Origin of the sequence: Faecalibacterium sp. OF03-6AC, assembly GCF_003478175.1 — a bacterium.
GTDB classification, from domain to species: Bacteria; Bacillota; Clostridia; order Oscillospirales; family Ruminococcaceae; genus Faecalibacterium; species Faecalibacterium taiwanense.
Genome location: NZ_QUEN01000001.1, coordinates 107376 through 131788, shown reverse-complemented (window position 1 = coordinate 131788; position 24413 = coordinate 107376). Strand labels below are relative to the sequence as shown.

Annotated in this window: 21 protein-coding genes and 1 tRNA gene; 16 read left to right on the top strand and 6 right to left on the bottom strand. The window is 57.6% G+C overall.

The features are described 5' to 3' along the window. The first annotated feature begins 173 nt into the window (after positions 1–173). Together DXA66_RS00575 and DXA66_RS00570 are read left to right on the top strand one after the other, a co-directional pair. On the top strand, positions 174–584 hold the full coding sequence (locus tag DXA66_RS00575) for a hypothetical protein (protein ID WP_118526119.1): 411 nt from the start codon (positions 174–176) through the stop codon (positions 582–584). 297 nt (positions 585–881) lie between these two features. Next, positions 882–957 (top strand) — tRNA-Ala (locus DXA66_RS00570). 103 nt (positions 958–1060) lie between these two features. Here DXA66_RS00570 and DXA66_RS00565 read toward each other — a convergent pair. Together DXA66_RS00565 and DXA66_RS00560 are read right to left on the bottom strand one after the other, a co-directional pair. Continuing rightward, on the bottom strand, positions 1061–1378 hold the full coding sequence (locus tag DXA66_RS00565) for a type II toxin-antitoxin system RelE/ParE family toxin (protein WP_097777566.1): 318 nt from the start codon (positions 1376–1378) through the stop codon (positions 1061–1063). Continuing rightward, positions 1362–1649, bottom strand: a complete 288-nt coding sequence (locus tag DXA66_RS00560; RefSeq protein WP_097777567.1) for a type II toxin-antitoxin system Phd/YefM family antitoxin — start codon at positions 1647–1649, stop codon at positions 1362–1364. The genes DXA66_RS00565 and DXA66_RS00560 overlap by 17 nt, the downstream gene beginning before the upstream one ends. Positions 1650–1936: 287 nt before the next feature. On the opposite strand from DXA66_RS00560, the gene DXA66_RS00555 reads away from it, so the two are divergent. The 13 genes from DXA66_RS00555 to DXA66_RS00495 all read left to right on the top strand — a co-directional run bounded on the left by DXA66_RS00555 (position 1937) and on the right by DXA66_RS00495 (position 17279). Further along, positions 1937–2659, top strand: a complete 723-nt coding sequence (locus DXA66_RS00555) for a LytTR family DNA-binding domain-containing protein (RefSeq protein ID WP_165853668.1) — start codon at positions 1937–1939, stop codon at positions 2657–2659. 19 nt (positions 2660–2678) lie between these two features. Next, entirely contained in the window at positions 2679–3995 is a 1317-nt protein-coding gene (locus DXA66_RS00550; RefSeq protein WP_243089002.1) for a sensor histidine kinase, read from the top strand. Positions 3996–4227: 232 nt separating this feature from the next. Beyond that, positions 4228–4953 (top strand): response regulator transcription factor, encoded by a 726-nt coding sequence (locus DXA66_RS00545; RefSeq protein WP_097777569.1) that lies wholly within the window; start codon positions 4228–4230, stop codon positions 4951–4953. Further along, complete coding sequence (locus tag DXA66_RS00540; RefSeq protein ID WP_118526115.1) at positions 4950–6299, top strand: histidine kinase dimerization/phospho-acceptor domain-containing protein; 1350 nt, start codon at positions 4950–4952, stop codon at positions 6297–6299. The genes DXA66_RS00545 and DXA66_RS00540 overlap by 4 nt, the downstream gene beginning before the upstream one ends. 173 nt (positions 6300–6472) lie before the next feature. Then, positions 6473–8212 (top strand): efflux RND transporter periplasmic adaptor subunit, encoded by a 1740-nt coding sequence (locus tag DXA66_RS00535; protein ID WP_118526113.1) that lies wholly within the window; start codon positions 6473–6475, stop codon positions 8210–8212. Continuing rightward, positions 8212–8961, top strand: a complete 750-nt coding sequence (locus DXA66_RS00530) for an ABC transporter ATP-binding protein (protein WP_118526111.1) — start codon at positions 8212–8214, stop codon at positions 8959–8961. Before DXA66_RS00535 ends, DXA66_RS00530 begins: the two co-directional genes overlap by 1 nt. Then, positions 8958–10157: an ABC transporter permease gene (locus tag DXA66_RS00525; RefSeq protein WP_118526109.1), complete on the top strand. Its 1200-nt coding sequence runs from the start codon at positions 8958–8960 to the stop codon at positions 10155–10157. Before DXA66_RS00530 ends, DXA66_RS00525 begins: the two co-directional genes overlap by 4 nt. Before the next feature lie 10 nt (positions 10158–10167). Beyond that, positions 10168–12279: an S-layer homology domain-containing protein gene (locus tag DXA66_RS00520; protein WP_118526107.1), complete on the top strand. Its 2112-nt coding sequence runs from the start codon at positions 10168–10170 to the stop codon at positions 12277–12279. 445 nt (positions 12280–12724) lie between these two features. Further along, on the top strand, positions 12725–13384 hold the full coding sequence (locus DXA66_RS00515) for an amino acid ABC transporter permease (protein ID WP_118526105.1): 660 nt from the start codon (positions 12725–12727) through the stop codon (positions 13382–13384). Continuing rightward, complete coding sequence (locus DXA66_RS00510; RefSeq protein ID WP_118526103.1) at positions 13365–14039, top strand: amino acid ABC transporter permease; 675 nt, start codon at positions 13365–13367, stop codon at positions 14037–14039. The genes DXA66_RS00515 and DXA66_RS00510 overlap by 20 nt, the downstream gene beginning before the upstream one ends. Before the next feature lie 6 nt (positions 14040–14045). Continuing rightward, entirely contained in the window at positions 14046–14795 is a 750-nt protein-coding gene (locus DXA66_RS00505) for an amino acid ABC transporter ATP-binding protein (RefSeq protein ID WP_005945732.1), read from the top strand. 71 nt (positions 14796–14866) lie between these two features. Further along, a complete protein-coding gene (locus tag DXA66_RS00500) occupies positions 14867–15859 on the top strand; it encodes a transporter substrate-binding domain-containing protein (protein WP_118526101.1) in 993 nt (330 codons plus the stop codon). 136 nt (positions 15860–15995) lie between these two features. After that, positions 15996–17279 carry an amidohydrolase family protein gene (locus DXA66_RS00495; protein ID WP_118526099.1) on the top strand — a complete coding sequence of 428 codons (1284 nt, stop codon included), beginning with the start codon at positions 15996–15998 and terminating at the stop codon, positions 17277–17279. A gap of 47 nt (positions 17280–17326) precedes the next feature. On the opposite strand, the gene DXA66_RS00490 is transcribed toward DXA66_RS00495, so the two are convergent. The 4 genes from DXA66_RS00490 to DXA66_RS00475 form a co-directional block, all read right to left on the bottom strand. Further along, entirely contained in the window at positions 17327–18079 is a 753-nt protein-coding gene (locus tag DXA66_RS00490; RefSeq protein ID WP_118526097.1) for a hypothetical protein, read from the bottom strand. Between the two features lie 308 nt (positions 18080–18387). Further along, positions 18388–20142, bottom strand: a complete 1755-nt coding sequence (locus DXA66_RS00485; RefSeq protein ID WP_118526095.1) for a hypothetical protein — start codon at positions 20140–20142, stop codon at positions 18388–18390. Beyond that, positions 20142–21062, bottom strand: a complete 921-nt coding sequence (locus DXA66_RS00480) for an AAA family ATPase (RefSeq protein ID WP_118526093.1) — start codon at positions 21060–21062, stop codon at positions 20142–20144. Before DXA66_RS00480 ends, DXA66_RS00485 begins: the two co-directional genes overlap by 1 nt. Before the next feature lie 201 nt (positions 21063–21263). Continuing rightward, entirely contained in the window at positions 21264–23282 is a 2019-nt protein-coding gene (locus DXA66_RS00475) for an FAD-binding protein (RefSeq protein WP_118526091.1), read from the bottom strand. 171 nt (positions 23283–23453) lie between these two features. Here DXA66_RS00475 and DXA66_RS00470 point away from each other — a divergent pair, with 171 nt between their 5' ends. Next, positions 23454–24377 carry a LysR family transcriptional regulator gene (locus tag DXA66_RS00470; RefSeq protein ID WP_118526089.1) on the top strand — a complete coding sequence of 308 codons (924 nt, stop codon included), beginning with the start codon at positions 23454–23456 and terminating at the stop codon, positions 24375–24377. The last annotated feature ends 36 nt before the right edge of the window (positions 24378–24413 follow it).

Sequence of the window (24413 nt, the reverse complement as noted above, 5' to 3'; positions counted from 1 at the left end):
TGTAAGAATTTTGAGACCGGATTTTCACAGTCTATCACATTTTTCACATTTTTTTCAAAAAAGTACTTGAACATTTCTGGAAAGTGTGGTATATTATTGCCATCCTAGTAAGGGACGTAAGCCAAACAAATGGCTTGCAAATATCTTTCTAAATTTGAAGGGAGAAATTCATTATGATGATGCCTGCAAACTTCTCTGCTGTTGCAGAAAACGAGATGACCTACGTTGTTGGTGGTAGCCTGGTTGATGTCCTGGCTCCTGCTATGAAGACTGAGAACTGGCAGAACGTTTCCGCTAACGTGATCAAGATCGTTGGCAACTCTTTCCTGGATGCGTACACCAGCTCCATTCTGGGCCAGCTGTTCGATGGCAACTACGTTCCCGGCGATGTGATCGGCTTCTCTGTTAAGAATCTGGATAAGGCTTACAACAAGGGCTACAACACCTTCGGCGGCAACTGGGGCTTTGCTGTTGGCGCTCTGAATGCTGGCATGCAGATCCTGGGCGGCCTGTCCGCTATCTACACCCTGGGCAGCGGCTCCATCGGTCTGGAAACTAAGAAAGGCACTCTGCCCACTCTCTAATAACTAATCTTTCCTGAATAGGATAGATAGTTTGATTTGACATAGCGTTTGTTGTGTCAGGTAAAAGAGCTAGAGAGGCCCCGCACAAGACAAGCAATTGTTTTGTGCGGGGTTTTTGTTTGCATAAAAAACTTAGCAGGCTGTGGGAAAACGGCGCAGGGATGGAATGAGAATAACCCATTCAAAAACAATTTCCCGATGGCAGACAAACTGCTGCAGAATTTTTCAAAAAACAGTTGACAACTCCCGGATGTGCTGATATAATAAACCACGTCGTCAGGCACGGCACGAACATCTGGGGGATTAGCTCAGCTGGGAGAGCGCTTGCATGGCATGCAAGAGGTCAGCGGTTCGATCCCGCTATTCTCCACCAAAAAAGCACTGTACTTCGTAGGAAGTATGGTGCTTTTCTTTTTATACAGACGCAGAAAAAGGCGGGAGCTTCCCACAAAAGGGAAAGTCACCGCCTTTGATAATCATCGGATGAGCCAGCCGTAATCCTGTCTGCAATCTACCACATGATCCGCATAAACCGTATGATCTACAATCTGGAAGATAAGCATATAGCGTTTTTCAAACAAGATGAATCGGTAAGCATTTTTAGGAATGTATTCACCTTTGAGCCATGGGCAGCGCTGCGGCATCTGCTCCAAAGACTTTGCAGCCTTTTCAAATTCGACTGTAAGCCGCTCTGCTGCCGCAGGGCTGACATGTGCCAGAAATGCGGCGTGGGACACCAGCATCTGAGCAGCCCGTGCTGACACGATCACGTGGTATTTATTTTGCTGTGCCATGCCCTGTGGCCTCCTTGACCGCACTGCGCATCATGGAAGTGACCTCGTCGATCGAATAGCCCTCGCTTCCACGCATCCGGTCCTCTTCCACGGAAAGCAGCTCTTCACGGAGCTTCAGCATTTTTTCACGGCGGTTGTAGGTTTCGATGTCCATGACGACCAAGTCACCCTCGCCGTTCTTGGTGAGAAAAATCGGCTCGGCGGTTTCTCTGCACAAATCGGCGATTTCGTTGTAGTTCTGACGAATCGCTGCAGATGGACGGATATTCATAAAAGCACCTCCTGCTCCTGAACGATCTATAATAGTAAAATTCTAATTATATTATATCCATATTGTGCAACGAAGTCAATGCGAACAGCTGTCACTTCGTTCTCCAGTTCCACCACTTTGCCAGTATTACGATCATAGCAGCCACGAAAACACACAAAAATTTCTGCCCACTGCCGCAGCCTGCGCGAAACGGGCTGTTTTGTGCGCGAATGGCAGACCACGGAAGGCGGAACTTGTGCTATAATAGAATAAAAAATAGGGAAGCAGAAGGAACGGGGGGTGCAGCGATGAACCTGCGGACGGCGATCGTGGAAGACCGCAAGCCGGATGCCGAACGGTTGGAACAGCTGCTGAAAAAGGCATTTGAAAATGAGAACATATCCTGCAGCTGTTTTGCCAGCGGAGATGAATTTTTGCGGGCCGGCTGGCGCGAAGGGTATCAGGTAGTGTTTCTGGACATCTGCATGGAGGGCACCAATGGCATTGAGACGGCGCGGCGGCTGCGTGCGGCCGACCCGGACCTGCTGATCGTGTTTGTGACATCCTCGCCGGAGTACGTGTGGGATGCCTTTCCGGTACATCCATTCGATTATCTGCTCAAGCCTTATAAGGAAGAAAAGTTTGAGCAGCTGGCAGGGGAGCTGCGGCGGGTGCTGTGCCGCCAGCAGCCAGAGCTGGAGGTGCGCATTGCCCGGCAGATCGTGCGGCTGCCGCTGACCAAGATCTACTATGCTACGGCACAGAACCATTATGTGCGTGTGGTCACGGATGACGGCGAGTGCCGGGCCACGGCAAATTTTGCACAGGTGCAGGAACAGCTTCAGACCCAGCCGGAATTTCTGGTGTGCAACCGCGGCGTGATCATCAACATGTCCAAGGTGCTGCGGTTTGAGGGCGACTGCATTGAAATGCTGGATGGGACCCATCTGCCGGTGCGGCAGAAGGACAAAAACAGCCTGCTCGCCCAATTTACGCAGTACCAGTTCCGTGGGATGCAGCGGGAATTCTGATCTGGAAAGGAGAGCGCTTGTGAATTTTGCATTGTTTGGACGTTTTTTTCTGGAATTTGCAATGATGTATCCGGCAGAATATCTCTGCCTTGCCTCGCTGCAGGAGCACTTGCGTGCACCGCGTAAAACCTATGCCATCGGTGCGTCGGCGATCACACTGATGGGTCTGGCTGGCGCAGCGGTGTGCTGCATGCTGGACATAGAAACGAACTTCCTGCTCATCCCGCTGCTCATCATCAGCTTCTGGCTGCTGCGCTGGCGCACCGACCGGGAAGTATCGATCAGCCAGACCATGTTTCTGTTCTCGGTGTCGGCAGTGATGATGTCTGTGTGCACCCTGCTTGCCGTTGTGCTGAACGCGGAAGCTGAGCTGGACAATGCACAGCCGGTGTTTCTGCCCAGCACCTCGGTCATCTGCCTGACCCTCGCGGTGATACTCAGCACCATCTTCCGCTTTACGGCAGTGCGCTGGAGCCGGTGGCTGCTGCAGGAGTACCACGGAGAAGCCTTCTGGGAGTCGGCATGGCCGCTGCCGGCACTGTACGCGGCGTTTCTGGTGTTCTGTATGCCGAAGGAGATCGGCATCATCCTGATGAACCGCATCCGCATCATCGCGGTGCTGGCAGTGAGCATCTCGCTGCTGGGCATCTTTCTGCTGCTGTACGAGATGTACCGCGTGGCAAAGGAGTATGCCCGCAGCTCCCAGCTGGACCGCGAAAACCAGCTGCTGGCCGTGGAGTCCCGCCGCTATATGGAGCTGCGCAGCTATCTGGAACAGACCCGCCACCTGCGGCACGATTTCCGCCAGCACCTGCATGTGATCTCCGGCCTGACCGAGGCCGGGCAGCTGGATGAACTGAAAAGCTACCTGAGCCAGTACGAGAGCGAACTCAGCGATGCCAGACCCACCCTGTGCGCCAACGCTGCGGTGGATGCGCTTGCCGGCCACTACGACTACGAGGCTCGGAGACAGGGCATCCAGATCGAATGGAAGCTGGAACTGCCCAAGCTCCTGCCCCTGCCGGAGGCCGACCTGTGCACCATTCTTGGCAACCTGCTGGAAAATGCGCTCCATGCCAGCCAGAAGCTGCCGCCGGAAGAACGGCAGATCAAGGTGCTGGCCCGGATGCTCAGCCCGGCCATGATGGGCCTGATGGTGGAGAACCGCTACGATGGCGTGCTGAAAAAGCAGGGCGGCGTTCTGCGCTCCACCAAGCATGACGGACAGGGCATCGGCCTTGTTTCCGTCGAAACTGCCGTGCACAGGTATCACGGCAATCTGACGGTGGAAACGGGCGGCAACGTTTTCCGGGCCAATGTGCTGCTGAACCTGTAAAATATTCCTGCCCCAAGGCACCGGCTTTTTTGCACAAGCCGGTGCCTTTTGGTTGCACTTTTCCCGGGAGATCATTATACTTATTTATAAAAGAAAAGACAGGAGGGGAGCATATGGCAGCAGAAAGCAAAACCGGCTGTTTCTTAAACTTTCCTAAGAAATCTTTTGTAGAAACTAAAACGTTCTGCTGGTATACTAAAATCGAATGACAGTACAAGGGGGAAGTGTGAATATGGCAGAACAGACGATCCTGATCGTGGAGGACGACCCGGATATCCGGGACGGTGTGCGCATCCTGCTGGCAGGCGAGGGCTACCACATTCTGGAGGCAGAGAACGGCCTGCGGGCATTGGAGCTGTTCGACCCGGAGGTGGATCTGGTCATTCTGGATATCATGATGCCGGGCATGAGCGGTCTGCGCGTGTGCGAAGAGCTGCGCAAGACCTCGGCGGTGCCCATTTTGTTCCTTACCGCAAAATCGCAGGAGTCGGACAAGCTGCTGGGCCTGACGGCGGGAGGCGACGACTATCTGGCAAAGCCGTTCTCCTTTGCGGAGCTGAGCGCGCGGGTCAAGGCGCTGCTGCGCCGGTACTGCGTGTATCAGGGCAAGGATCAGGTGCATCACAAGCCGCACAACACCACGCTGGAGCTGCACGGTGTGCGCCTTGCACTGGACTGCAACCGTGTGTGGGTGGACGAGCGGGAAGTGGATCTGACCGAGACGGAATACAAAATTCTGCGGCTGCTCATGCAGAACCCGCAGCGCATCTTTTCCATTCAGGTCATTTATGAGACGGTGTGGAACGAGCCGTACTACTATGTTTCCAACGGCACAGTGATGGTGCATATCCGCAACCTGCGTATGAAGGTGGAGGACGACCCGCAGAAGCCCACCCGCATCTGCACTGTGTGGGGCAAGGGCTACCGCTTTGTTTCCGGAGAGGAAGGCGGTCTATGAAAAAGCAGAACGGCCTTGCAAAGCAGTTTATGGGCATGATCGCACTGGCGGCGCTGGAAAGCGTGCTGCTGCTGACAGTATCGCAGGTGGTGCTTGCCAAGGGACTGCGCTTCTGGTTCAGCCGCACGGAGGTGCAGCAGCATGCCACCCAGAAACAGGTGCAGGAGCTGCAGAGCTATGTGACGGAACATCATCTTGCCAGCACGGATGTAAAGGAACTGACGGATTGGAGCCATAAGCGGCGTTATACCCTGCTGGAACTCTACCGGGGCCAGACGATGATCTACTCTTCGTTTGCACCCAAAGACGGGATAATCTCGTTTTTGCCGCAGAACGGCACATCGGATCAGAACCCGGGGGTCCTGGTGGATAAGACCGGCGTTTACGATTGGCTGCCCTGCTACACGCTCACCTTTGCAGACGGTGAGGTGAGCGCGATGCTCTACTACAACGGCTTCAATACCTATTACGGCACCGGGTGCGAAATTTTGCTTTCCCTGTGCATTTTATGGTGGTTTCCGGGCTTTTTCCTTCTGAACAGCCGTAAGATCGTGCGGTACGTGGTGCAGCTCAGTGAGGAGATCCAGGCCATGGAGGGCGGCGACCTCGACCACCCCATTACCATCCGCGGCAGCGATGAGATCACCACGCTGGCCTCCTGTCTGGACTCCATGCGGGTGACTTTGCGCCAGCAGCAGGAAGAGGAAGCACAGGCCGCTGCCAAGGTAAAGAATCTCATCACCGAGATGTCGCACGATCTGCGCACGCCGCTGACCACTCTGCTGCTGTATACAGAGATCTTGCAGTATCATAAGTACGAGACACCGGAACAGGCCGACAATTACCTGAACAAGATCGACGCGAAGGCCCGGCAGATCAAGCAGCTTTCGGATAACCTGTTTGAATATGCCCTTGTCACGCGGGATACGGTGGCCGTGCTGGACCCGCCGGCACATTTTTCCACTGTGTTTGAAGAGCCACTCACGGAAATGGTGGAAACGCTGCAGCAGCGCGGGTTTGCCTGCGCACTGGAACTGGGCGAGGAGGACGTGCTGCTCTCGGTCAGCGGGCAGTACGTGCGCCGCATTCTGGATAACATCACCTCGAATCTGGTCAAGTATGCCGACCCCTGCAGTGATATCCTTGTGCGCTTTGTGCAGGAAGAAGACAGGGCGGGCCTGTGCTTTGAGAACCGCGTCCTGCCGGTGCCCGCCTCCTCGGAGAGCACCAAGGTGGGACTGCCCAGCATTGAAACAATGATGGAAAAGATGCAGGGCATCTGTCGTATTGAACAGCCTGAAGGCATTTTCCGCATGACACTGCTGTTCCAGACCGTCAAAGAATGAAAAAGCAGAGAAGGCTTCCCGCTGAGGGAGGCTTTCTCTGCTTTTTCACACATTGTTGACTTCTCTTAAGTCATCTTAAGACTTTTTTGCCCAAAATCCTAAGAATCATCCTGTATACTTCCAGATATTGGCGGAGAAGATCCCGCCGCATGCAATACAGGAGGGGCGATACGATGCTGCGAAAGAAAAACAGCGAACCGGCACAGCAGCCGGATGCCCAGCAGGAACTGCTGGACTTTGAGAACCCGGCGGTGCAGCCGGGCAAAAAAGACCCGAAACAGTTTTTGAAGCGCAACTGGAAAAAGATCACTGCGGTGGTCTGCGTGGCGGCGGTGGCCGCTGCGGTGCTGCTGCCCAAAAACAGCAAAAAGGCTGTGCAGGCCAGCACCCAGTACATGGAGGCCGCACTGGAACGGCGGGACATCACCAACACCTTCAGCGGTTCCGGAACCATTTCCGCAGCTAATACCTATACGGTCAAGTCGCTGGTGAAGGGCACTGTGCTCACCGCAGATTTTGAGGTGGGCGATACCATCGAGAAGGGTACCGTGCTGTACACCATCGACAGTTCAGACGTTGCCACCAGTGTGGAAAAGGCCCAGCTTGCGCTGGAGCAGGCACAGCGCAGCTACGACGATACAGCCGATGCCCAGTACATCCGCAGCGTCATTGGCGGCACAGTGGCTTCCATCAAAGTCAAGGCCGGTGACTACGTGACCGCCGGGCAGGAGATCGCCACCGTGCGGGACGATTCCAGCCTGCTGCTCACGCTGGAATTCCCGGCAGCGGATGCTTCGGGGTTTGCCGTGGGTCAGGCTGCGGAGGTCATACTCAACGGTACCTTTGAGACCCTTTCCGGCACGGTGCAGGCCGTGGCCGGCACCGATACCATCAGCAGCGGCAATCTGCTGGTGCGCACCGTGACCATTGCCGTGAAGAATAATGGCAGCCTGACCACCGCACAGGCCGCATCCGCCACCATCAACGGTGTCAGCGCGCTGGCTTCGGCCCGGTTCGATTATCAGCACCAGCAGACCGTCACAGCCACCACCAGCGGCACGGTGGCTGCTGTGTGCGTCAAGGAAGGCACTGCCATTGAGGCCAACACGGCCATCGTGCAGCTTTCCGGCACCGAGCTGAGCAGGCAGGTACAGTCCGCTGCCGATAGCCTGCTCAACGCGCAGCTTTCCATGAGCGATACCCAAAAGCAGATGGAAAACTACACCATTACCTCGCCCATCAGCGGCACCGTGATCCAGAAGAATGTCAAGGCTGGTGACACTGTGGGCACCGATACTACAGCCAGCGAGACGCTGTGCACCATCTACGACCTGAGCTATCTGGAAATGACGCTGAATGTGGACGAACTGGAGATCCTCTCCATCAAGGAGGGTCAGACCGTCACCATTACGGCAGATGCCATTTCTGACCGTACCTTTACCGGCGTGGTCACCAGTGTTTCAGCTGCAGGAACCACCACCGGCGGCACCACTACCTACCCGGTGACCATCCGCATCGATGACACCGGCGACCTGCTGCCCGGCATGAACGCCACGGCCGAGATCGAGGTGAGCAGTGCGTCCAACGCCCTTGCCGTTCCCAACGGTTCCGTGGTGCGCGGCAATTATGTGCTGGTCACCAAGGATTCGCCCAGTGCTGCCAATGCCGTGCAGGATATGACCGCACCGGACGGCTATGTGTACGTCAAGATCACCACCGGCACCAGCGATGATGATTACATTGAGGTGGCCAGCGGCCTGCAGGAGGGCGACACCATCGCCTACGATGCCGACGCGGCTGAAAAGCAGAACGCCAGCGACAGTATGGAATTCATGGTGGGCCCGGGCGGCAGCGGCGGGCCCGGCAGAGGAAACGGAGGCCCCGGCGGCGGAGGCCCGGGAGGTGGCTTCTGATGAGTGCCCTCATTGAATTTGACAATGTGTGCAAGTATTACCAGATGGGCGATACCCTTGTAAAGGCTGCGGACCACATCTCCATGCAGATCAACAAGGGCGAGTTCGTGGCCATCGTGGGCCAGTCCGGTTCCGGCAAGTCTACCTGCATGAACATCATCGGCTGTCTGGATGTGCCTACGGCGGGCACCTATAAACTCAATGGCCGTGACGTGGGCAGAATGAGCCGCGACGAACTGGCCGAGATCCGCAACGAGCTGCTGGGCTTTATCTTTCAGCAGTACAACCTGCTGCCCAAGCTCAGCCTGATCGAAAACGTGGGGGTCCCGCTGGTGTATGCCGGAGTGCCGCGCGGAGAGCGCCGCCGCCGTGCCGCCGCCGCACTGGAGCGGGTGGGCCTTGGCGATAAGCTCCGGAACAAGCCCAACCAGCTTTCCGGCGGTCAGCAGCAGCGTGTTTCCATCGCGCGGGCACTGGCAGGCCGTCCGGCTGTCATTCTGGCCGACGAGCCTACCGGCGCACTGGACAGCCACACCGGCCGTGAAGTGCTGGGCATGCTGCAGGAGCTGCACCGGCAGGGCAACACCGTGGTGCTTATCACCCACGACAACTCCATTGCCGTGCAGGCCCAGCGCATCATCCGGCTGGAGGACGGCCATGTGGTGTACGACGGCGATGCCCACGCACCCGAAGCCGTGGTGCAGCCCAATTATGCACCCAAGGCAGAACAGGAGGGGAGTGCGTCATGATCTATGAGACCTTCCGTGAAGCCATCCAGAACATCTGGAGCAATAAGTTCCGCACCTTCCTCACCATGCTGGGCATTATCATCGGCGTGACGGCGGTCATCGTTATCGTGGGCCTTGGCAACGGCATGACCCAGAGCATCCAGTCCAGCTTTTCAGATCTCGGCACCAACATCATCAGCGTGCAGGTCATGGGTTACGGTTCCCGCTCTGTGAAAGTGGAGGATGTTTACAGCCTCGTGGATGCCCACCCGGATCTGTTCGAGGCGGTGTCGCCTACGGCCAGCATCAACGGGACCGTGAAGGTGGGTACCACCAGCTACAGCAATACCAGCGTCAAGGGCGTGAGCGAGAGCTATCTTGGAATGAACGGCTGCACCGTCCGCATCGGGCGCGGCATCAACTACGTGGATCTGACTGACAACAAGAAGATCTGCGTAGTGGGCGATTACATCAGCCGTGTGGCCTATGGCGGCAATGCCGTGGGCCAGACCATCAAAATCGGAGCGGAGAAGTATACCATTGTGGGCGTACTGGAAGCCAAGGTGACAGACACCTCGGATCAGGAGGGCAGCAGCGATGATATCGTTCTGCTGCCCTACACCACGGCGCTGCGTGTTTCCCAAACCAGCACCGCCAGCTCCTACGCCGTCACTGTGACCAGTGAGGACAACATTTCCGAAGCGAAGACCGCACTGGAAGACGGCCTGCAGGAGCTGCTCAGCTCCGATAAGGGCTACATGGTCACCAGCATGAGCGAAATGCTGGATATGATGACCTCCATGGTGAACATGGTCGTCACTATCCTCACAGCCATTGCGGCCATCTCGCTGCTGGTGGGCGGCATCGGCATCATGAACATCATGATGGTGTCCGTCACCGAGCGCACCCGCGAGATCGGCATTCGCAAGGCGCTGGGTGCCAAGGAACGGGTCATTCTGGGCCTGTTCGTCACCGAAGCTGCCACCACCTCGGCGCTGGGCGGCATACTGGGCATCGGTCTTGGCTATCTGCTCTCGGCACTGGCAAACAAGATCCTGCCGCTGGTCATGTCCGATATGGAAATGACCGTGGCACCGTCTCTCAGCTCGGTGGCCGTGGCCTTTGGCATCTCGGTGGGCATCGGCGTGCTGTTCGGCTACCTGCCTGCAAAGCGCGCGGCACGGCTCAACCCCATCGAAGCGCTGCGTTACGATTAAGGAGGCAACTATGAAAAAACGATTCCTCGCACTGCTGCTGTCGGTGTGCATCGGCGTGTCCATGCTGGTGCTGCCCGCATCGGCAGCTGGCTCCAACACGGCGGTGCAGACGGCGGTAACGCTGGGCGCTTTCTCCACCGAGGAAGCTGCCGGGCTGAGCACGCCGCTCACCCGTGGGCAGCTGGCAAAGCTGCTGGTGGCCTTTTCTGCCTACCACGATAACGCCAATACGCAGGGCAGCATCGGCACTCTGTATACTGATGTGAACGGCAGCAGCGCTTATGCGCCCTATATCCGCATTGCAGTGCAGCAGGGCTGGATGAGCGGCTATACCGATGGCTCCTTCCGCCCGGATCAGACCGTGACGCTGGAAGAAGCCTGCACCGCCGCTCTGACCCTGCTGGGCTATGATATGACGACCCTGACCGGCGGCTTCCCCGCAGCACAGCTGAACAAGGCAAACGCCATCGGACTGCGTGCAAATCTGAGCCGCACCCAGGGTCAGGCCATGACCATGGAAGACGGAGCCATCCTGCTGTACAACGCCCTCACCGCAAACACGGCCAGCGGCAGTGTGTACGGTACCACCCTTGGCTTTACGGTGACAAATGGTCAGGTGGATGTTTCTTCCATCCTGCTCAGCAATCTGGAAGGCCCCTTTGTGGCATCGGAAGGCGAAAGCCTGCCCTTTGAGCCGGAGGCCGTTTACTGCAACGACAGCGTGAGCACCAACGCCCAGCTGTCCGCTTATGATGTGTACTATTATAATGCCAGCGCAAAGACCGTGTGGGTCTACACCCGCAAGGCGGCAGGCCGCATCACGGCGGTGTCGCCCAGCGCCAGCGCACCCACATCTGTTACCGTGGCTGGCACCAGCTACACCATTGCAAGCTCCTCGGCAGCAGCCCAGCTGTCCAGCCTGAACGGCGGCGGCGTGGGTCAGGTAGTCACCCTGCTGCTGGGCATGAACAACGAAGCCGTTGCCGTGCTGACCGGTGATGCCGCAGACGAAGTGTTCTACGGCGTAGTGCAAACGGCCACCCGCAGCCTTGTGGAAGAAAACGGCGCGGACGTGCAGCAGAAGGTGGAAGTGAAGTGCACCGACGGCATCACCCGCACAGTGAGCGTGGCCAAGGACCTGAACTACCCGGCCGGCTGGATGGTGAAAATCACCGTGAACGCCGACGGCGAGCAGGTGGATGCCATTGGTAAAAAGGGCACTTCCGGTACGATCAATGCAGACGGTACCGCTCTGGGCGAAACAGCCCTTGCGGACGGCGTGGAAATTCTGGATACGACTTCGGAGGGTGTGGCTGGGACGGTAAGTCCCAGCCGCCTATCGGGGGTAACACTTTCGGATGCCGATGTGCGCTACTATACCACCAATGAGAACGGTCAGATCGATCGCCTGATCCTGAACGATGTCACGGGTGATCTGTGGACTTACGGCGTGCTGGACGACGTGAAAAACCTCATCAATAATGTCACCTCTTCCAGCAGCACCACATCCACCGGCACGACGACCGGTACCACCACAAGCACCTCTTCCAGCACCGATGCAGCTTCCATCGCAGGCGATGTGGCCGAGATCGTGCTGCCCAGCACCGGCGACCTTTTGTGGGGCCTTGTGGACGGAAGCATCGGCAGCAGTGTGTGGGAAAGCGTGACCGGCAGCACCGACAAGCTGGCAAGCTATCTGCTCAAGTTGGGCGCAGCTAACACCAGCGGCGGTCTGAGCACTGTGCTCAACTATCTGGGAAGCGGTGCAGATTACGTGTGCTACGTGAACGGCAAGCAGACGACCTACAAGACCAGCACCAAGTACCCGGTGCTGGCGGGCGGCATTGCTGTGGGCATCAGCACTTCCGGCAAGGTCAAGTCCATGCGGCAGCTGATGCCTGCCGTGATCGACAAGGTGGGCGCGGCCTCGGTGATGAGCGGCGGCAAGAAGTACGAGACTGCCGACGATATGCAGGTGTATCTGTGGTATAAGGGTACCTACTATCCCACCACCCTTTCGCAGGTGAACGGCGAGGACTACACCCTCATTGGCTGGTTTGATAATGACGGCCGCGCAGCAGGCAGCAAGATCCGCGTGCTGATCGCGGTCAGGAAAAACTGAATCCGGCCCGGCCCTCCCCCGACGGGAGGGCTTTTTGCTGTCCGCACGACGCATACGGTCAAGTTGAAAAATGAATAAAAATTGCACATGGAATGATATGTTTTTAGGCTGAATGAGCAAAGAATCGAAAGAAGCCCCATAATCATATTGACATAATGGGTAATGGGGTGTAAACTACGTGCATCGGGTCGAGCAAATCCGAAAATTGAGATCATTCAGGGAGGAAACGGCTATGATGTGTTGTTGCGCAATGTGTTGTTGTACCGCAAACGCTTCCCGGACCGGCCGCCCTGCAGTATGGTATGCCGTGTGAGCATATCTGCATATTCTGTGTGGGAACACGCAGAAGGATCTGTCGCTGATCGCCTGGGAGCTTACTTGAAAAGGGAGCTTCCGGGCGTTTTGTTTTGACCCGCAAATCAGGATACAAGGGAGGAATCCGGCAATGGACTGGAATGCGATCCAGCAATATTTGCCGCTCTACCAGAAAGCCGCTGTACTTACCGTGCGGCTGGGCGTTGCAGGCATCATTTTTGCCATCATCATTGGCCTTGCCTGCGCAGTGATCCAGTATGACAAGGTGCCCGTTCTGCGGCAGATCGTGGGTGTCTACATCCAGCTGTCCCGCAACACACCGCTGCTGGTGCAGCTGTTCTTCATTTATTATGGCCTGCCCAAGGTGGGAATCCGCACCAATGCCGAGATCTGCGGCATTGCCGGTCTGGCGTTTCTGGGCGGCAGCTACATGGCCGAAGCGTTCCGCAGCGGTCTGGAAGCCATTGAGCCAATTCAGACGGAAAGCGCCTACAGCCTTGGCATGGATCGCTGGCAGACCATGCGCTACATCATTCTGCCGCAGGCCATGTCCACCAGTATGCCGGCTTTCATGGCAAATGTGATCTTCCTGCTCAAGGAGACCAGCGTGTTCAGCGCCATCAGCCTGATGGACCTGATGTTCACGGCCAAGGATCTCATCGGCATGTATTCCAAGACCATCGAATGTCTGTTCCTGCTGGTGGTGTTCTACCTTATCATTCTGCTGCCGGTGTCCATTGTGGGCAGCCTGATCGAAAGGAGGCTGCGCTATGCTGGATTTGGGTCTTGATGTCCTGTTCAAGGGCAAAAACATGGCCCGCCTGCTGGGCGGCCTTGGCGTTGCACTCAAGATCAGTGCCGTCTCGGTGATCATCAGCCTGCCGCTGGGCATCCTGCTGGGCGTGCTCATGACCTCCCGCAACCCCGTTATCAAGGCGGTTCTGCGGCTTTATCTGGAGTTCGTCCGCATCATGCCGCAGATGGTGCTGCTGTTCCTCGTTTACTTCGGCACCACCCGTGCCTTTGGGTGGAACCTTTCCGGCGAGATGGCATCCATCATCGTGTTTGTGCTGTGGGGCACCGCAGAAATGAGCGACCTTGTGCGCGGTGCGCTGATCGCCATTCCGAAGCACCAGTATGAGAGTGCCGAGGCCCTTGGCATGAGCCGGGCGCAGACTTATTGGTACATCATCATTCCGCAGACGGTGCGCCGCCTGATCCCGCTGTCCATCAACCTGATTACCCGCATGATCAAGACCACCAGCCTTGTGCTGATGATCGGTGTCGTGGAAGTGATCAAGGTAGCACAGCAGATCATCGAGGCCAACCGCACCGCCAGCCCCAACGCAGCGTTTGGCATTTATCTCACGGTTTTCGTGTTATATTTCTTCGTATGCTGGCCTATCAGTCTGCTGGCATCCTATCTCGAAAAGAAATGGAAGTGACCGTACATGGCAGAACCTATTTTGACTGTTGAACATCTGATCAAGGCCTATGGCGAGACCCCCGTGCTGGATGATATCAGCTTTGCTGTCAAGCCCGGTGAGGTCATCGTGGTAGTCGGCCCTTCGGGCTGCGGCAAAAGCACGCTGCTGCGCTGCCTGAACGGCCTGGAGCCCACCCAGAGCGGCCGGGTGCGGCTGGGCAATGAGACCGTTGCCTACGGCGGTAAAAATCTGACCCAGCTGCGCCAGCGCATCGGCATGGTGTTCCAGAGCTACGAGCTGTTCCCGCACATGACGGTGCTGGACAATGTGCTTCTGGCACCCACCAAGGTGCAGAAGCGCCCCAAAGCGGAAGTGCAGCAGGAGGCCGAAGCTCTGCTGGACCGCGTGGGACTGCTTGCCAAGAAAAACAGCTACCCGCGTGAGCTTTCCGGCGGACAGAAGCAGCGCGTTGCCATCGTGCGCGCACTGTGTATGCACCCGGAGATCCTTCTGTTTGATGAAGTGACCGCTGCCCTTGATCCGGAAATGGTGCGCGAGGTGCTGGACGTTATGCTGGACCTTGCCAAGCAGGGCAAGACCATGATCATCGTCACCCACGAAATGCAGTTTGCCCGCGCCATTGCCAACCGCGTCATCTTTCTGGATGGCGGCAAGATCGTGGAAGAAGCTGCACCGGCCGAGTTCTTTGACCGGCCCAAGACCGAGCGCGCGCAGCGCTTCCTGCGCACCTTCACGTTTGATGCTGTGAAATGAGTCACAGATCAAGATAAAGACTGCGGGGGTTCCGCAGCCAATGGGAAAGATTTTGTAAAGGAGAATCCATTATGAAACGGTCTAAAATTTCTCGTCGTTCCTTCCTGCTGGGTCTGGGCGCAGCATCCGCTGCTGCCGTTCTGACCGCATGCGGCGGCTCTTCTTCTGCTTCCACCGCAACTGCAGCATCTGGCAGCGCAGCATCCGGCAGCAGCGTGGTCTACCGCACGCTGGATCAGATCAAGGAGTCCGGCACCATCAACATCGGTGTCTTCTCCGACAAGAACCCGTTCGGCTACGTGGATGAGAACGGCGAGTATCAGGGCTATGATGTCTACTTTGCCCGCCGTCTGGGCGAGGATCTGGGCGTAGAGATCAACTTTGTTTCTACCGAGGCTGCCAACCGTATCGAGTATCTGCAGACCGGCAAGGTGGATGTGATCCTGGCAAACTTCACCGTGACCCCGGAGCGCGCAGAGGAAGTGGACTTTGCGCTGCCTTATATGAACGTGGCTCTGGGTGTCATTTCTCCGGACAGCAACGTTGTCACCACTCTGGACAACTGGAACGCTGACGACCAGATGATCGTCATTTCCGGCACCACCGCCGAGACCTACCTGACCAAGGAGTACCCCGACATTCCGCTGCAGAAGTACGATTCCTATGCAACGGCCAAGAATGCACTGGAGAACGGCAACGGCGTGGCATGGGCCAACGATAACACCGAGGTCATTGCATTTGCAAAGCAGAACACCGGCTACACGGTCGGCATTCCCTCTCTGGGCAGTCAGGACACCATTGCTCCCGCTGTGAGCCAGGGCAACACCACCGTTCTGGATTGGCTGAACGAGGAAATCAAGGCTCTGGGCGAAGAAAACTTCTTCCACAAGGACTATGAGGAGACTCTGGTGGATACCTACGGCCTTGACTATGAGGATGAGCTGGTCGTTGAGGGCGGTGTGACCGGCGGCGCAGATGCCGCATCCAGCGAAGCTGCTTCTTCGGAAGCCGCATCTTCTGAGGCTGCTGCTTCCGAAGCAGCTTCCAGCGCAGCCGCACAGTAAATAAATAACATCGAGCGGGCAGGAGAGTGCTGAACCTTTCCTGCCCGTTTTTGCATTGCACCATCTGCCGGAACGTGCTATACTGGAACAAAACAACTCCTGTCCGAAAAAACTTGAAAAAGAGAGGATGTTCCCAATGAAGCGTGCCTATACGAACGGGATCCTGCTGGATGGCACCGAGCAGATGCAGCCGGTAGAGCACAAGATCCTGCTGACCGAGGATGATAAGATCATTGCCATTGTCGATGAGGGCGTGGATCTGGACGGTTGTGAGGTGATCGATCTGCACGGAGGCTATCTGTGCCCGGGCCTGATCAACCTGCATGTGCATCTGGCAGGCAACGGCAAGCCCAGCGCAAAGCCGCGGGACAATGCTGCGCTGGTGCGCAAAATTCTGAGCAATGGCCTGACCCGTGCGGTGGCCTACAGGCTGGTATGCAGCTACGCGAAGCTGGAACTGCTGGGTGGCGTGACTACCATCCGCACCGTGGGCGGCATTGCAGATTTTGACACCCGTTGCCGTGATGATGCTGCAGCTGGCAAGCTGCTGGCACCGCGCATCCTTGCTGCCAACGAGGGAATTTCGGTGCCCGGGGGACATATGGCAGGCTCGGTGGCAGTTGCGGCCCATAACAATACCGAAGCACTGGCTCAGCTCAAAAAGGCCAGCGGACAGAAGGTGGATCTTGTCAAGCTGATGATCACCGGCGGCGTGCTGGATGCCACCGAAAAGGGAACCCCCGGTGAGCTGAAGATGAAACCGGAAATGGTCAAAGCCGTCTGCGACGAGGCCCACAAGCTGGGCTATACCGTGGCGGCACACACCGAGTCGCCAGAAGGCGTAAAGGTGGCGCTGGAAAACGGCGTGGATTCCATTGAGCACGGAGCAAAGATGGATGATGAGACCATCCGGCTTTACAAGGAGCGGGGAGCCTTTGTGTGCACCACCATCTCCCCGGCGCTGCCCTACGCACTGTTTGATACGGCGGTTTCCGGCGCATCGGAAAAGGACCAGTATAACGGCAAGATCGTGTTTGACGGCGTGGTGGAAAGCGCAAAGACCGCCCTTGCCAACGGCATCCCGGTGGGATTAGGCAATGATGTGGGCTGCCCCTACATCACCCAGTATGATTTCTGGCGGGAGCTGTGCTACTTCCACAAATACTGCGGTGTAAGCAACCAGTTCGCCCTCTACACGGCCACCCTGCGCAATGCTCAGCTGGCCGGAGTAGGAGACGTGACCGGTTCCATTGAGCCGGGCAAGAGCGCAGATTTTATTGTGACAAAGCACAACCCGCTGGAAGACCTGCGTGCGCTGCAGCATCTGGAACTGGTGGTCTGCCGCGGCCATGTGATCAAAAAGCCGAACCCCAAGCGGAACAAAACGGTGGATGCCCTGCTGGACCCGTACCTCGAATAATACTGAAAAAGCAAGGAGAGACGATCGGTCTTTCCTTGCTTTTTCGTTCACATGCCTGCCATCACGGCCATGATGCTTTGCCAGCTCTTGTTGCGGGCAGCGGGCACAGTGGTGCGGCGGCGTGCGGGTGCAGAGCCGGAAGAGACCGTATTCATGGCGGTCATCGGCACCGACGGATGAAAGAACACGGCTGTATCACCGGCCAGCCACTGGGCGGCAAGGCGGGCTGCCTGCGGGTCGGCCTGCAGGGTGCGGCGTTCGGCACCGGCCAGATGATCCGCCAGCCAGTAGAGGATGGCACCCAGCGGCAGGCTGGGCAGAACATCCTGGCTCCAGTAAGTCCAGCGGGCACCGGCCCCTACAAAACTCTCCACGGTAATAACGGCACCGGTGCGGGCGTTCTGCGGGATGCTGCCCTGATAATTGATACCGGCGCACTGACGAAGCTCGGCAGTGATGCGTTGGGTGCGGGGCATATCCAGCCTGTCCTCACGGCAGTAGGCGCGGAAATCGGTCTCGTCGATCAGGCCGTCGGCGCTGGAAGGAAAGCGGCCCACCAGCTGGCCATCGGCGTTGTGGCACAGCTGCCAGCCCTTGCGGAACAGCTGGAAGTTCAGGCAGCGGCGACCCATGGTGGAGTAGCACAGAATGGAAGTGCTCTCACCGGGCAGCTGCTTCAGCTCCAGGCAGGCATCGTTGCCGCAGGTGTCCTGCAGCTTTACCGTTAAAAGCAGCTGCGCACCGGGGTGCTGAGCTAACATAGCGTTGTGCATGGCATCAAAATAACGGTTGGCATCCATGATCGGTTCCCTCCTGAAACTATAACACAGCAGTTCGTTGTATAACGGATGGGCACTGCGCCAAACGACCCGGTGCACAGCAGGCGGCTTACGCAGGAATGTTTTATTGACTGAACATAGTATAGCATACTTTGCAACAAAAAACAACTATAAGTTTGCAGAAAAACAAAATATTTCTGCGCATCCTGCAACAGTGACCCGAAACATGGTTGTTGCAAGAGTGGATCAGTTGTGTTATGCATCAAAAACAGCCCACAGACGGCAAGGCCGAAGCCTCCCATCTGTGGGCTGTTCTGGTAAAATATGGTTCAATCGCCCAGTTCACGGATCTCGTTTTGGATCAGCCGCCCGGCCGCGCGAGCCAGTTGGTCCATGCCGCGGATACGGGCCATGTTTTTGCCGTAGATCTGTGCAGCGGCACCGGCAGAGCTGTCCTCACCCATGAACACAGCCGACACCCGGATGCCCATGCGCTGCAGCGCACGCACCTGCGCGGCAGTGTCAGCCACACCGGCAGCGTCCTCGTAACCGCAGCCCAGCGGGTTTTCTGCACTGGGCGGGATGCGGCGGCTGTCATTGGGCGAAGCATCCGTCAGCACGATGAGCAGGTGCCGCGGTGCAGGGCCGGGCGCATATTGCAAAAGGTCGCCTGCGGCCCGCAGAGCAAGGCCGTCACGGTTCCAGCCGGAAGCAAAATATCGGTTGATGTTCTGCAGTTTTTTGTCTGCAAAGCCTTTGAGCACCCGCAGTACGGTGTAGCCCCGCAGGCTGCTGAAGCTGGACACCCGCACCGGGATACCGCAGGCTGCAAGGCTCTGGGCCAAAATGGACCCTTGAGCTGCGATCACTTCCTGACAGTGCAGGCGGGAAGCGGATGCGTCCAATAAAAGGTCTACCGTAAAAGAGGGCTGGTTTTCCTCCTCGGCGCATAAAAATACCCGGTCATCGTTCAAAAGTGGTGCGCGCCAGATGCGCCAGGCGTTCAGGTTGCCACTGCGGGCAACACGGGCGTTGGGCTGCTGGTGCACAAGGATGCAGTTGCGGATCTGCTCGGTGAGCCGCAGCACCACACTGCGGTGCAGTTCCCGATTTTTGGCGTAATAAGCGCGGTTGCGGTCGGCCTGCAGCTCAGCCTGTTCGGCCAGATGCTTTGCTTCCGGTGTGGGAGCCTGCTCCGGGCTGGGCACACCGGCACTGAACCACAAATGGCACCCCAGATGGTCGCCCACGCAAAGCTCCTGCTCAGCCTTGCGCAGCCGTTCCGGCGGGTAGAGAGAGCGGCCGAAGCAGCTTTCGATGTAGGCCTTGTCCTGCGCGGCATTCTGCTTCAGGGTGATGTGGGCCCGGCGCTTGTCCACCGCCAGCCCGCCGCCCACAGCATCCACGGAGCTTGAGTGTTCCACGGTCACGCGGTCCGTCTTGATCATCTGGGTGGGCATGGCTTTGGTGGCAAGCTTTGCCAGCAGGCCGTCCAGATGCAGATGCAAAGCTGCTCGCTGGTGCACAGTGCCGTCGAACAGGTTGAATTTTGCGTAGATCGATAAAATTTCGGCTTTCAGCTGTTCCGGCTCCGGCACATGCTCCGGGGCCAGCGCGGCGGCAAGGCCGGACTCGTAAGGGGTCATCACCGGGTCGGCACGGCCCAGCACACGCCGCCAGCGTGCAGCCTGCATGGTGTACACCAGCTGATTTTTTGCCATCCACTCCTGACGGGAGAGCTTGTATTGAATCGCAAAAAAGTAATCTGCATGGGCATGGCGCAGCGCTTCCAGAACCGGGCGGCGGGGCAGCTCCAGCCGATAGGCTGCATTTTCCAGATACAGCCATGTCATGTCGTCCAGCATGGTCTGCCGCAGATCACCGTCCCATGCGTCAAAGACGCTGCGAATCAGCGCATCACCGTAATATTTGTGGATGAGGCCCACGACCGTGTTCATGTAAAAATCGGTGGTGCCGTCGGTATAGCGGGCCAGAAACAGCGGCTCAAAGCCATAGGCTCCTGCAGCAGCCCAGACCTGATTGGCCGCACGCCGCTCCTGCGCGGTGTAACTCTGGGCATCCATCAGCCAAAGAGCTTGGCGGCATCCAGCTTGGCCGGAATGCGCGCTGCGATCACATCACGGATCAGGCCCTGCTCGTAGGAGTCAAAGGCCTTGTTGGTGATGCCCATATCCAGTGCCGCGCCTGCCGGGATGCCGCGCCGGATCAGCCGCAGGGCATCCAGCATACCGCGCAGATCCAGCGCCTTGGTGGAAATTTCCGCACTGTCGCACTTTTTCTGCAGGTCAAGGAACAACAGTGCAAACTGGCGCACATACTTGGAAGCAAGATCGGGGAACTGCGTACGCAGCAGCTTTTCCAGATCGTCCTGCGTAATGGTGGGCATCTGGATGACCACGAAACGGGAGGTGAGGGCCTCGTTCAGCTCACGGGTGCCGGCATAACCGTAGTTCATGGTGGCAATAAAGCGGGTCTCCTCCGCCAGCGGGATGCGGTCGTAGCCGGGCACATCGATGGCGCGGCGGAAGTCCAGCACCGCGTGCAGCACGGCCAGCGCTTCGTTTTTGGCCATGTTGATCTCATCCAGCACACCAAAGCCGCCGCACTGGGCGCAGCGGTATACCGGGCCGGGCCGGAACACCACCTGACCGTCCGCAAAAGTGTCCATACCGATGAGGGATGCTGCATCCATGTTCACATGGAAGGAGATGTCCCACGCAGGACGGCCAAAGGCGGCGGCAAGGTTCTCGGCCAGCACGTTTTTGCCGGTGGCTTTTCCGCCTGCCAGCAGCAGATTTTCGCCGCAGAGCAGCGCCGCCAGCGCCTGCTCCCACACATCCTTTCCATAATAAGTAAAGGCAGGGGAGGGAATGCGTGGTTGCAGTGCGTCCGGCAGGGCATGGGCAGCGCGGTACTGCTGGACTGCTTCCAGCAGAGCGGGGTCTACCCCTTCCTTCTGCAGAGTTTCAAGGAGATCAGACATTTGTACAAACACCTCGATTTTGCCGGTTGTCTGGCACAAACCGGCTGTTCAGCTTTATCATATCACAATCGTGGGGATTTGTGTAGGGGGCACGTGGCGAAAAAATAGCAAAGAGAGGCGGCCCCAAACAGGGACCGCCTCTCTTCATGAAGAAAGAAGAAATGGAAAAACGCTTAAGTTGTGCCGGAAAACCGCGCTGGATCAGGCGTTATCCAGACCCGCCATCTGCTTGACGGCCTTCATGGCGAAGGTCAGGGTGCGGCCCATGGCTACACCGGCCATCAGGCAGGGGTAGTTGTTGGCAAAGAAGCTGCCGGACATATCACCGGTGATATACAGGCCCTCCATGGGCTGGTTGTTGTTGTCCAGCGCCTGACCCTTTTCGTTGATGGCAATGCCCTGCTCGGTGGTCAGCAGAGAGGCACCCAGCCAGCAGCCATAGAAGGGCGCAGTGCGGATGGCACTCAGGCGGTAAGCGGGCTTGCCGAAATCCTCATCGTTCTGCTTATCGTACAGCTCATTGTAACGTTCCACGGTAGCAAGGAAGGTGTCCTTGGCAGCACCGGTAAAGCCCATCTTGTCAGCCAGCTCGTCCAGCGTATCGCACTTGAACAATGCTCCGGCCTCAATAGCCTCGTCCATCTTACCCTGAATGTACTTCTCGCCGCCGTTGCGGGTCTGGGCAGAGCAGCCGATGGTGTGGAAACGTTTTGCGTCCTCCAGAATGTTGGCATCGCAGATCTGTGCGTAGACGCGGCCCGGCTGGTGGGCAGCAGCGTAGACGATATCGTTGTAGGGGCAGCTCTCGTTGGCAAAGCGTTCGCCGTTGCGGTTCACCTTCAGGAAGGGCTGGGTACCGGGGTTGTACTGGCGGATCTTGCCGGGGAAGGCCTTGCCGCCAAAGGCGGTGTCGCTGTCCACATAGCCGCCATCCACGCCGGGGGCAACAACGCCGCGGTCAAACAGCATGGGAGCGGCTTCCTTGTCCAGATTGGCACCGGCCCACACAGCAGCGCGGATGCCGTAGCCCTTGTCGGCGGGGGAGTAGGAGCAGGCGGTGGTCACGCTGGTGCCCAGCGGGTCCAGCTGCTCCATCATGTAGGGGTTGCCGGGGAAACCGCCGCAGGCCAGCAGCACGCCCTTGTTGGCGTTGTAGCGGATAAAGTGGTCATCTTCGGTGCTCTGGGCGATGATGCCGGTAATGCGGCCCTCGCTGTTCTTTTCCAGCTTGGCAAGGCTGGTCTTGAAGTCTACATCGTAGCCCAGCTCCTGAATGTACTGCAGCAGCAGCTCGTTGCGGGCAACACCGCTGCTGCGGTCGTAGGTGTACTCGATCTCAGGGTACATGAAATCGGTGTTATGCTCGGCGTTCTCTGCGGGCCACTTGGCCTCGTCACCATAGGTGTAGATCATGTTCACACCGTACTTCTCGGTCATGATCTCGCGTACAAAACCGATCATCTCGGCGGACTCGTTGATCCAGGTCTTGACAACGCGCTGGTCGCACTTGCCGGAGGCGTAGCGGGAGATCTCGCTCAGCAGCTTGGCGCGGTCCATCTGGATGCCCTGCTCCTGTGCACCAAAGCCGTCCACAGCACCCACCCAGTGGCGGGTGTCCTGTACGTTGGCATTCTGCTCAATGACACGGAAGTTCAAGCCATTCTTGGCAGCATAGGCGGCAGCAAACATACCGCCGTTGCCTGCACCCACAATGAGAATGTCGGTGTCTACGGTCTCGGTGATGGCAGCCTCATCGATCTCAGGCTCTTTGCCCAGCCAGTCGTTTGCGTCGCCTGTGGGCAGCTGCACGCTGGACACCACAGCCTCACCCTTTGCCTGTGCGTAGCAGCTCTTGGCAGCTTTCATCACAGCATCGGAGGTGATGGTAGAGCCGGAAACGCCGTCAATCTCGGCAGAACCGGCAGAAAGCAGCTGCTCACGCAGCTCATCGGCAGCGGCAGCGCCGAAGGAAGCGGTCTCGCCGGAGGTGTCCACCACCACATCGGTGACAGCGCTGTCGGAGAAGGTCATGGTGACCTTGACGGTGGAGGAGATGCCCTCGGCGGTGCCCTCGTAGGTGCCGGGGATGTACTGACCGGCAGCACCGGAGGCAGTGGAGCTGGAGGCGGAATTGCAGGCAGCCAGTGCGCCGGCAGTGACACCGCTCATGGCGGCGGCAGCAGCGATCTTCAGAAAGCCCTTGCGGGAAATCTTATTCATAGGTACGCTCTCTTTCTCTTTTCTCTTCTTGTTTTCTTCTCATCACGCAGCAAGGTAAAAACCACTTTGCTGAATCTTTAACAATTGTATCGTAGAGCGGCACACTTTACAATTCAAATTTGTTATATTATAATTTAGCAAACCCTAATGTGAGAAAGTGAGGACGCACAGATGAACCAGAGTGCACTGGAAGGATTTGTGAAGATCGTAGAGATGGACAGCTTTTCGGCAGCGGCAGAGGCGCTGTATCTTTCGCAGTCGGCGCTTTCGCAGCAGATCCGCACATTGGAAGGACAGCTGCAATTTGAACTGTTTCAGCATGTGCCGCGTCGGGTGATCCTTACCCCGGCAGGCCGGGACTTTTACCCCAAGGCAAAGCAGTTGACGGCCCTGTATCAGGAGGCAGTGCGCCATGCCCGTGCGGTACAGCAACAGGAAAATCCGCCGGAACGGCATCTGGTCATTGCATGGAGCCATGAGGCCATGCGGATGTTCGGGTACGACCTGTTTTCTCTGACGAACGAGCTGTGTCTGCAATACACGTCTATTATGATGCAGTGCGCCAGTCGCAGCGAGGTCTGGCGCAGTCTGAAAAAAGGGGACGCGGATCTTTCCTTTCAGCTGGAAAGCGCAGAGTTCTACGCGCAGGGGCTTACCTTTGTGCCGCTGTTCTATGTGCCGGAGCTTTGCATCCCCATCCACCCGCCTGCCGATATGCCGGTGGGCAGGCTGACCTTGGAGCAGGCGCTGCAATACCGCTGGCTGCCCATCAAGGAGATGTACCAGACTGTCTACGAGACAAGTCTGCTGCAGGAGGGGATGGAACGCGGGGTGGAGTTTACGCCGGTGGGCGGCATCCGCAGTGCGCCTTATGGGGACCCGGCGCTCAAGATGGTCCCGGCGGTCTACTATCGCAGACCCGACCTCAGCTTTGTGCGGGTGCTGGACTGGGACAGGGGACACCGCTTTGGCATCGTGCTGGGGAAAAAACGCGAAGATCCGGTGGTAATGGCCTATGCCCGCGCGTTACAGCAGCTGCTGCCGTCCCTCTCGGAAAAGCTGTTCGGCCTGAAGCTGGAAGCGATTCAGGAATAAAAAAGAAACACCGCCCGGCGGTTCTCAGTTCGGAGA